Raw genomic sequence first — 6,797 nt, 5'->3', positions numbered from 1 at the left:
CCACCGAGGAGGTCGAGTGGCGGCTCGGCTTCGGGCCGCCGACGCGCGCGTGGGTCGTGCGGCCCGAGGCGCGCGCGGACCGCCCGCGGCCGGGCGTGCTGCTGCTCCACTGCCATGCGGGCGTGAAGTCGATCGGCGCCGAGCGGCTCGTCTCGACGCCGTCGCCCAGCGCGACCGCCGAGCGCCTGCGCGCTCAGCTCTACGCGGGGCGGGCGCTCGCCGACGACCTCGCGCGCCGCGGCGCCGTCGTCCTCGCCCACGACACGTTCGCGTGGGGCTCGCGCCGCTTCGACCTCGACCCGCTCCCCGTGAGCCTCGTCGAGCCGGCCCGCCGCGCGGAGCTCGCGTGGGCCGCCGACGGCGCCACGCCCGACGCCGACCAGCGGTACGACGCCGTCGCGGCGCACCACGAGCACGTCGTCGCCAAGGCCGCGGGCATGCTCGGCACCTCGTTCGCGGGCATGGTCGCGCACGACGACCTCGCGGCGCTCGCCGTGCTGCGGTCCCTGCCCGACGTCGACCCGGAGCGCACCGGCGTCGCGGGCTTCTCGGGCGGCGGTGGGCGCGCGGCGGCCCTCGCCTCGCTCGACGACCGGCTCCGCGCGGTCTCCGTGCTCGGCATGATGACGACGACGTCGGCCCTGCTGCCGGACCACGCCGACGCGCACTCGTGGCTGCTGACGACGCCCGGGCTCCTCGGTCGCCACGGCCTGCCCGAGCTCGCGAGCGGCCGGAGGACGCACGACCTGCAGGTGCTCTCGTTCGCCGAGGACCCGCTCTTCCCGCCCGACGGCGTGCGCGACGCCCACGCCGAGCTGCGGGCCACCTGGTCCCAGCCGGGCGGCGGCGTGCTCGACGAGGCGGTGCTGCCGGGCGGGCACGTCGTCGGCCTCGGCACCCAGGAGCGCCTGACCGACTTCCTCGCCGCGAGCCTCGGGCTCTGACCCGGCTCGCGGCCGCCGACGTCGTCCGCCCAAGCGCAGGTCAGTCGTGCGTCGTCGCCCGGCGTCGCGCCAGGACGCCGCCGACCGCCGATCGCGAGAAGGGCACCGGTCAGGTCCGTCAGCCCTGCCGGGTCCGAGCCGGGGGCGCGAGGGGACGCGAACGGTCGGCCGCGGCGGCCAGTCAGCATCGAGTTGCCGCGGACCGGCCCACGTACGCTCGTCGTCATGACCAGTGAGCCGAAGCCCCCCTGGTGGCAAGCGACGAGGACCGCGCGGCAAGGGTTCGTCCTGTCGGGCTTCTACGCCGTCATCGGCCTCGTGCAGCTGTACCTCGCGCTCACGGATGACGAGGTGAGTGGTCGGTCGGTGTTTCTCGCGTCGATCTGGTTGTTCCTGGCCGCGGTCTACGTGACGTCGTCGATCGCCGCCCATCGCCGCGCGGTCGCCGTCGCGTCGAGATGACGTGCTGGTGCGGGCACCGGGGGCCTGCGTCGGGCATGCGCGCCGGGTGCCCGTGGTCGTCCGCCTGACGTAGCAGACGTGCCGGTGAGGTCCAGGCTGGCGTCGTTCAGGGCGCTCGTCCGGAACGCGCAGCTGCCGGTGTAGCCGCAGGTGCGGTTGTGGCTGGGGTCGCCGGTGTTGCTCGTGGCGATCCGGGTGTCCTCCGGGTTGATCGCGAAGGCGCCCGTCGCGGACGTCGGCAGGGTGAGGCGGATCCGCGTGCAGCGCGTGGTCACCGTGAAGTCGAAGGAGTCCTGGCTGAAGTTGTACGCGCCGCCCGTGCGCGGCAGCGTCAGGTACTCCGTCGGCGTTGTGGTCGCCATGTCGGCGCAGTGCACGTCGAGCGTCTGGCCGAAGACCGTGAGCTGGTACTCGCCGTCGACCGCCGTCGGGGTCTCGAGCTGCACCTCGGCACAGCTTGCGTACGCGCTGACGGCGGCACCTCGGTCACGGGGGTGACGACGGCTGGGTCATCCCGCCCGGATCGGGCCGAGACGGGCGCCGAGCCAGGGTGAAACCGTCGCCGGCCCACCCGGGCACCGCCCTACGCTGCGGCGATGCGCCTGCCGATCTTCCAGCTCGACGCCTTCACCACGCGCCGCTTCGCCGGCAACCCTGCCGCCGTCGTGCTCCTCGACGCCTTCCCCGACGATGCCCTCATGCAGGCCGTCGCGGCGGAGAACAACCTCGCCGAGACGGCGTTCCTCGTGCCCTCGGGCGACCGGTACCGCCTGCGCTGGTTCACCCCGACGGTCGAGGTCCCTCTGTGCGGGCACGCGACGCTCGCCTCCGGCGCCGTCGTCCTCGAGCGGCTCGAGCCCGGCCGCGAGCGCGTCGCCTTCGACACCGCCAGCGGTGCGCTGACGGTCACCCGCGAGGAGGGCCGGTACGCGATCGACCTGCCAGCCCGGGCGATGGAGCGCGTGCCGGTCCCGGAGGCGCTGACGGCCGCGCTCGGCGTCGCACCGGTCGAGGTCCTGGCGGACGACGGCAACTACCTCGCCGTGCTCGCCGCGCCCGACGACGTCCGGACGCTCACGCCCGACGTCGCCGCGATCGCCCGGCTGGACCTGGCCAACGTCATCGTCACCGCGCCCGGGGACGGGTCGCACGACGTCGTGAGTCGGTACTTCGCGCCCGGCAAGGGCATCCCGGAGGACCCGGTGACCGGCGGCGCCCACTGCGCGCTCGTCCCGTACTGGGCGGCGCGCACCGGCAAGGACTCCCTCCTCGCGTACCAGGCGTCACCGCGGGGCGGCGAGCTCGACTGCAGGCTCCGGGGTGGCCGCGTCGAGCTGCGCGGCTCGGTCGCGTTCTACCTCGAGGGGCACATCGAGATCTGAGCCCTGATACCCCGGGTCAGGCGGGCCGGCGCACCAGGAGCCGGTCGAGGTCGTAGCCCTGCGTCACCGGGTTCCACTCGACGTGCGGGGGCCCCTGCACCTCGATTCCGTCGCGCAGCAGCGCGGACACGAACACCTCGGTCTCCATGATCGCGATGGGTGCGCCGGGGCAGCGGTGGTGACCGTCGCCGAAGCTCAGCAGCGTCGGCGGCACGGTGCGGTCCAGCGGGCGGCCGGGGCACAGGCCGAGCGGCTCGTCGCCGACGACGAGCGGGTCGGCGTTCGCGGCGCGCACGTCGAGGTCGACCAGCGCGCCGGCCGGCACCTCGACCGGTCCGTCCGGACCGTCGAGCCGCAGTGGCGCCGTCGTGCGGCGGTGCAGGTGGCCGACGACGGGCTCGAGGCGCAGCGTCTCCTCGAGGATCGCGAGCCGCTCGGGGCGCTCGGCCGCGAGGTAGCCCGCGAGGAGCGCGGGCTCGTCGGTGAGGTGCCACACGGCGACGGTGATGAACTCCCGAGTCGTGACCATGCCGGCCGCGCCGTACGTCACGCACTCAGTCAGGACCTCGAGGTCGCTGAAGCCCTGGTCGAGCAGCTGGCTGATGACGTCCTCCCGCCGCTCCCGGCGTCGGGCGCGGATCGCGGGCTTCACGTCGAGGTGGTGGAACCGCAGCAGCGTCGAGCTGCGGCGCAGCGTGCGCAGAACGCCCTTCACCGAGCGGTCCCGGGCGGTCGGGTCGCCCTCGAAGAACGACTCGAGCCGGCGGCTCATGCCCGGGATCGAGGACTCGGTGAGCCCGACGACCCGCGCGGCGACCTGCACGGCCATCCGCAGCGACAGCTGGCTCACGTCGGTCCACCGGTCGCGACCCACGGTCCCGACCAGTTCGTCTGCGAGCGCCTCCATCATCGGCCGGTAGCTCTCGGTGACCTTGGGCGCGAAGAACCGAGCGGCGGCGCGGCGCTGGGCGTGGTGCGGCGGCCCCTCGAGGTAGAGGATGGGCGGCCGCATCCGTTCCCCGGTCGGGTCCATCCGCTCGGCGCCGAAGCCGGCCTGACGGGTGTCCTCCGAGTCGCGCAGCACGTGCCGCGCGAGCGCGAACGTCCGCACGACCCACCGCCCGTCCGGCATCCGCTCCACGGCCGGCGCGGCGGCGTCGTCCGGCCGCGTCAGCTTGCGGACCGGACACCCCCCGACGTGCTCTGCCCCCTGCGCCCCCTGCGACGTCGTGCTCATCCGACGACGGTAGGTGCGCGGGCGGGCACGCGCACCGGGAGGGAGCCGCCGTCGTCGGGCCGCGGCGCTGCGCGGCCGGCGGCCCAGCTCGGCTCAGCGCGACGTCGCCTCCTCGTCCCAGGCGGCGGCGTGGTCGTACAGCCACGCGTTCCGGGTGTCCGCGGCGGCGTGGCGCAGGAACATCGGCATCATCGCGTCGCGCACCGCGGCACCGAGCCGGCCGTTCGGCACGCGCTTGCGGGAGTCGACGGCGCGGCCGTAGCGGACCACCCGCTCGACGCGCGGCCGGCGCACCCGCTGGTAGTCCGCGAACGCCTGCTCGTGGTCGGCGTCGCCCCGCAGGCGCGAGACCAGGGTAATCGCGTCCTCGAGCGCGAGGGACGCACCCTGGCCGGTGCTCGGGCTGGTCGCGTGGACGGCGTCCCCGGCGGCGACAACGCGCCCGCGGCTCCAGCGGCGGACGCCGGACAGGTCGTGGATCGCGTAGCCGCGCACGTCCCCGACGACGTGGTCGAGGATCTGCGGGACCGGGAACGCGTCGTCCGCGTGGATGGCGCGGAGGCGGTCGACCCAGGCGGCGGTGGGGATGGCGTCGAGCTCGGCGCTCGCCGCGAGCTCCTGCGTGACGTTGGCGAACCAGTAGACGGTGCCGTCGACGCGCACGAGGTAGCCGAAGAACCCGCGCGCGCCGAAGACGAAGTGCTGGGCGTCGGGCGTCGGCTCGAGCCCCGGCACTCGTGCGTACCCACCCAGCCCCACGAGGCCGGTGTAGCGGGGTGCCGGTGCCGCCGGGTCGATCCACGTGCGCGTCACCGAGCCGATGCCGTCGCAGCCCACGAGGACGTCGCCGCCGGCCGTGGTGCCGTCCGCGAACGTCGCGGTCACGCCCGACGACGACTCCTCGATCTCGACGAGGCGGGCGCCGTACCTGACGGGGATGCCCTCCGCCGCGGCCGCGGTGCGCAGCACCTCGTGCAACCACCCGCGCCGGACGATGACGCTCGCGCGGTGCGGCTCCCTGGCCGGACCGTTGGGCACGGTGCCGAGCCGCCGACCCCGGCCGCTCCACATCACCATGTCCCGTGCCGGGTGCGCGTCCGCCAGCAGCGCGTCGCGCAGCCCGAGCGTGTCCAGCACGGCCAGCCCGTTGGTCGCCAGGTTGAGGAAGGACCCGGCGATCGGGTCGGGCGCCGGCTGCGCCTCGACCATCGCGACGTCCCACCCCGCCCGCCGCAGGAACAGCGCGACGGCGGGTCCGGCGACCCCGCCTCCGACGACCAGTGCTGTGCGCATCTCGGTGCCTCCGCGGGCCGTAGAGTGAACAGGACGAGATGCTCGCCTTGCGAGTCTCTCGGATATAGAGAGACTATGAGGAGCGCTGTCGTGCCGTCAACCCGCGAGGAGCACCTGCGTCGAGCGCCCGAGGTCATGCGCGACCTCATGACGTGGGCGGTCCTGTTCCAGGACGCCGTCGCGCGCGCGGGTGGGGTCAACAGCACCGACATGCAGACGCTCGGCATGCTCGTCAGCCAGGGCCCGGCCACGCCGGGCGAGCTCGCGGACCGGGTCGGGATCACGACCGGCGGCGCCATCACGGCCGTCCTGGACCGCCTGGAGCGCGCGGGCTACGTCGAGCGCACGCGCGACCAGCAGGACCGTCGCAAGGTCGTCGTGACCGCCCGGATGGACGCCATCCTCGAGCGCGTCGGGCCGATCTACGGCCGCGTCGCCGCACGCTGGTCGGAGTACCTCGAGACGCTCGACGACGATCAGCTCGCGTTCGCGAACGAGCTCTTCGCGCGGGCCGCGGAGATCAACAGCGAGGAGACGCGGCGCCTCCGCTCGGCCGTGCGCCCCGGGCGCGGCGGCTCCCCTGATGCCGAGTCGTCCTCCGGCCAGGACTGAGCTTCCCCGGCGGCGCGCGTCGTCCCCAGGGCGACCGGGGCCTCGTCCGATCGGCCGATCAGCCGCCCCCGCGTGCTGCCGTACGGTCGGCGCATGCCCTCCCCGTTGCGCGCCGTGTGGGCGGAGCCGGCCCCGCCCCGCCCGCCGGTCCGCCGCTGGCGCGAGGTCGCCGTCGTCGGCGTCGTGGCGGCGGTCGCGCTGCTCGAGGGGGTGCTGCGCCCCGAGCTGCACGGGCGGCAGCTGTTCGCCGTCGGGACGGCCGTCCTGGCGCTCACGCTGCTCTGGCGGCGGACGCGTCCGCTGACCGCGCTCCTCGTCGCGTTCGTCGGCATCACGGCCCTGTCGCTGGTCCCCGACCCGCCCGAGGTGTGGTCGAGCATCTTCGTCCTCGGCCTGGCCTACGGCGTCGTGCGCTGGGGCTCGGGGCGCGCGGCGGTGATCGGCGGCAGCGGGCTGCTCGCCTACGGCGCGATCGACTCCGTCGCGCGGGGCCTGCCCGCGGGCGACGTGATCGGCGGCCTCGCCGTGCTCGGCGCGAGCCTCGCGCTGGGCACCGCCATGCGCTTCCGCGCCCGGGCCCGGCAGCGCGCGCTCGACGAGGTGCGCCTGCTCGAACGCGAGCGGATCGCGCGCGACCTGCACGACACCGTCGCGCACCACGTCTCGGCGATCGCCGTGCGAGCGCAGGCCGGGCTCGCGGTCGCGCCGCTGCGGCCCGAGGCCGCGACCGAGGCGCTCGCCGTCATCGAGGCGGAGGCGTCGCGCACGCTCGCCGAGATGCGGACGATCGTGCGCGTGCTGCGCCGCGGCGAGCCCGACGCCGCCGCCGACGCACCGAGCCGGGGCCTGGCCGACGTCGTGCTGCTC

Annotated in this window: 7 protein-coding genes and 1 pseudogene; 5 read left to right on the top strand and 3 right to left on the bottom strand. The window is 75.2% G+C overall.

Annotation, left to right across the window (positions count from 1 at the left end; translation table 11 throughout):
• The coding region (locus ICW40_RS16670) for an acetylxylan esterase (RefSeq protein WP_221655135.1) at window positions 1-944 on the top strand (944 nt) is incomplete at its 5' end.
• Between the two features lie 225 nt (window positions 945-1,169).
• Window positions 1,170-1,406: a hypothetical protein gene (locus tag ICW40_RS16665; RefSeq protein WP_221655134.1), complete on the top strand. Its 237-nt coding sequence runs from the start codon at window positions 1,170-1,172 to the stop codon at window positions 1,404-1,406.
• Here ICW40_RS16665 and ICW40_RS16660 read toward each other — a convergent pair.
• A pseudogene (locus ICW40_RS16660) lies at window positions 1,349-1,855 on the bottom strand (GON domain-containing protein); the annotation flags it as partial. The gene ICW40_RS16665 and the pseudogene ICW40_RS16660 sit on opposite strands and share 58 nt — an antisense overlap.
• Before the next feature lie 147 nt (window positions 1,856-2,002).
• On the opposite strand from ICW40_RS16660, the gene ICW40_RS16655 reads away from it, so the two are divergent.
• The gene (locus ICW40_RS16655; RefSeq protein ID WP_221655132.1) at window positions 2,003-2,788 is read left to right on the top strand and encodes a PhzF family phenazine biosynthesis protein; all 786 of its coding nucleotides are present in this window, start codon (window positions 2,003-2,005) and stop codon (window positions 2,786-2,788) included.
• Window positions 2,789-2,804: 16 nt separating this feature from the next.
• Here ICW40_RS16655 and ICW40_RS16650 read toward each other — a convergent pair whose 3' ends face one another.
• Window positions 2,805-4,025 (bottom strand): cytochrome P450, encoded by a 1,221-nt coding sequence (locus tag ICW40_RS16650; RefSeq protein ID WP_221655131.1) that lies wholly within the window; start codon window positions 4,023-4,025, stop codon window positions 2,805-2,807.
• Between the two features lie 93 nt (window positions 4,026-4,118).
• A complete protein-coding gene (locus tag ICW40_RS16645) occupies window positions 4,119-5,318 on the bottom strand; it encodes an FAD-dependent monooxygenase (protein ID WP_221655130.1) in 1,200 nt (399 codons plus the stop codon).
• 90 nt (window positions 5,319-5,408) lie between these two features.
• Between ICW40_RS16645 and ICW40_RS16640 the strand changes: the two genes are divergently transcribed.
• Complete coding sequence (locus tag ICW40_RS16640; RefSeq protein ID WP_221655129.1) at window positions 5,409-5,930, top strand: MarR family winged helix-turn-helix transcriptional regulator; 522 nt, start codon at window positions 5,409-5,411, stop codon at window positions 5,928-5,930.
• Between the two features lie 93 nt (window positions 5,931-6,023).
• The coding region (locus tag ICW40_RS16635) for a histidine kinase dimerization/phosphoacceptor domain-containing protein (protein ID WP_221655128.1) at window positions 6,024-6,797 on the top strand (774 nt) is incomplete at its 3' end.

This window comes from Actinotalea ferrariae, assembly GCF_019733465.1.
Taxonomy (GTDB): Bacteria; Actinomycetota; Actinomycetes; order Actinomycetales; family Cellulomonadaceae; genus Actinotalea; species Actinotalea ferrariae_A.
This window is presented reverse-complemented; position numbering and strand designations above follow the sequence as displayed.